Annotated in this window: 1 protein-coding gene; it reads right to left on the bottom strand. The window is 67.3% G+C overall.

Annotated features, from left to right (window positions below):
- A partial coding sequence (locus HFP15_RS42045) for a GAF domain-containing protein (protein ID WP_168524197.1) occupies positions 1 to 1,307 on the bottom strand: 1,307 nt, incomplete at its 3' end.
- Positions 1,308 to 1,326: the final 19 nt, after the last annotated feature.

Here is a 1,326-nt window from a genome sequence, read left to right as displayed (position 1 = left end):
ATCCCGCCGTGCAGGTCGAAGATGGCGGTGCGGATGTCGCCGATGATGCCCTGGGCCTCGTTGATCATGTCGCCCAGCCGGTCGCGGATCTGCGGATTGCGGGCGCGGGTCATGGTGCTTTGGAGGTTGAGGCCGTGGTGGAACAGTCGTTGGATGACGTGGTCGTGTAGGTCGCGGGCGATGCGGTCGCGGTCGCTGAGCACTTGGAGTTCGTGGATGCGGCGCTGGTCCTCGGCGAGTTTGAGGGCGATGGCGGTTTGGTCGGCGAATGCGGCGGCCAGTGGGAGCACGGCTGGGTCGAAGGGTGGGTGCCCGGCTTTGCGCAGGGCGACCAGCACACCGGTGACGGTTCCTTCCCGCGCTCGCAGTGGCAGCACGAGGGCGGGACCGAACTCGATCTCGGGGTCGTGGGGGAGTTCGTAGTCCAGTTTGGGGACCTGTTGCGGTTGGCGGTTGCGGAAGGCGTGGCCCTGGCTGGAGTGTTCGATCGGGACGTGGCTGTCGACGAGGGTGGTGGAGCCGAGACCTTCGCTGACGGTGATGATGAGGCCGCTGACGTCTTCCGGCGGGAGGTCGGGGTCGTCGGGCTGGGCCAGGAAGGTGCAGTCCGCGTCGGTGAGGGTGAGGGCGCGCTGCGCGGCCAGTGACAGGACTTCGTCGAGGTCGGTGGAGGCGAGTAGTTGTGCGCGGATTTCGCTGATGGCTTGCTGCCAGGCTTCGCGTTGGCGGGCTTGTTCGTAGAGGCGGGCGTTGTCGATGGCGATGCCGGCGGCGGCGGCGAGTGCTTGGACGACGACTTCGTCGTCTTCGGTGAAGGTGTGGCCGTTGTTTTTTTCGGTGAGGTAGAGGTTGCCGAAGACGGTGCCGCGGACCAGGACGGGGACGCCGAGGAAGCTGTGCATCGGTGGGTGGTGTGGTGGGAAGCCGGAGGAGGCGGGGTGGTGGGCGAGGTTGTCGAGGCGGATGGGTTTGGGTTGCTGGATGAGCAGGCCGAGCAGGCCGTGGCCGGTGGGCAGGTCGCCGATCTGTTGCCGGAGGTGTTCGTCGATGCCTTCGTAGACGAATTGGGCGAGGTGTTCGCGGTCGGCGGTGAGCACGCCGAGTGCTCCGTAGCGGCAGTCGACCAGTTCGATGGCGGCGTGCACGATGCGTCGTAGGGTGATGTCGAGTTCCAGGCCGGAGGCCACGGCCAGCATGGCTTCCAGCAGCTGGTCCAGTTGGTCGCGGGACTCGGCCAGCTGCCCGACGCGGTCCTGGACCTCGTGCAGGAGCTCGTTCAGCCGCAACTGCGACAGCGTCTCCCGCATCGGCGGCGTCGGGCGCTCG

Origin of the sequence: Amycolatopsis acididurans, assembly GCF_012328925.1 — a bacterium.
GTDB classification, from domain to species: Bacteria; Actinomycetota; Actinomycetes; order Mycobacteriales; family Pseudonocardiaceae; genus Amycolatopsis_E; species Amycolatopsis_E acididurans.
The sequence above is the reverse complement of the archived record's forward strand: the minus strand, read 5'-3'. Positions and strand labels throughout refer to the sequence as shown.